Genomic DNA, 1,205 nt, shown 5'->3' with positions numbered 1-1,205 from the left:
GTCTACACCCTCGATTGTGAAGAGCCACTTAACTGCGATACTCTTGATTGTCGCGACATCCATATTGTCTGCCCTGAATCAGCTGTTCTTCATTGCTCGTGCAGTCGTGGTACGAGAAGTTGTTCCGCCGGAGCATCGGCCTCATGCTGCGAGCCTTTCCATGGCCGTTCTGACATCTGCTTCGATCGTAGCCGCTGCGGCTGGGCCGGCTGTTCTCATTGGCCTTGGTCTCGTTGGATCCCTGTTCATCGCGAACTGTTTGTTCGCCCTTGGGGCGTTCGTTTCCTCGCGAGTTGGCTATGACTGTAGTGAGGATGCAGTACAGGAGTCTACTGCTCCGGAGAAAGGTTTCTTCGCTTCGCTTGTTGAGGGTTGGGCTGTTTCCTGGGGGGTTTCTGAGCTTCGGTATGTGCTTGTTGGCGCCACCATCTATGGCATCCCTCTCGGCTTGAACAATGTTGCACTTATTCTGCTTTGGACCGCAGGAAAGGGATTTACAGTTGTGGAGTTTGGACTGGCGTCCTCACTTTTTGGAATTGGTGCATTAATTGGTTCTCTTGTAACGCCCGTATTCATCTCCAGGCTTGGGCTCAGGGTGGTGTTCGTGGCGGTTCTTTGCATTATGGGACTGACTTACGTTGGGTTGGGTCTCGTAGATGCAATGGTCCCATCCTTCGTTTTCATGTTTCTTGCTGGTGTTTTCGTGAGCGCCTATGGGGTGGCGCAGGGGCCGCTCTTGCAGAATGCTGCCCCGCCTGAGTTGCTAGGACGCGTATCGGCGACGGTGAGCTCTGCATCAGCGGTGTCGTCCTTGGTGGCCTCCGGGCTTGCGGCGGCGCTCTTTGCCCTTGTCCCGGTTGCTTCTGTTTACGGCATCACGGTTGCTGCGGGCGGTGTTTTGGCAGTACTTGGTGGCGCTTTGATATGCGCCCCAGTGCGCGCGTCGGTTGCCGGCGGTTCCAGTCGAGCCGAATTATGATACGCGATGGGAAGTGCATTTTCTTGTTGGGGCGACGTTCCTGCCTCTTAGAGTTTTCCGTCCTTCAAGCTCCTGGTGTAGTCGGTTGGCTCCTTGGGCGTGTTTCCCGCACTTCAGTGTGAAATGGAGAAATCGCCTGCAAGTCGCCCTGGTTGTGTCGCTCTCATTGTTCTGAACATCGATATGGAGGCTTATCGGGCTCTTCACAATCGAGGGTGTAGACGGG

The 1,205-nt window shown here is 55.1% G+C and carries 1 protein-coding gene; it reads left to right on the top strand.

Annotation, left to right across the window (positions count from 1 at the left end; translation table 11 throughout):
* On the top strand, positions 1 to 979 hold a 979-nt coding region (locus HMPREF2863_RS11460), incomplete at its 5' end, for an MFS transporter (protein WP_210386725.1).
* Positions 980 to 1,205 lie beyond the last annotated feature (226 nt).

This window comes from Micrococcus sp. HMSC067E09, assembly GCF_001812555.1.
GTDB lineage: Bacteria > Actinomycetota > Actinomycetes > Actinomycetales > Micrococcaceae > Micrococcus > Micrococcus lylae.
The sequence above is the reverse complement of the archived record's forward strand: the minus strand, read 5'-3'. Positions and strand labels throughout refer to the sequence as shown.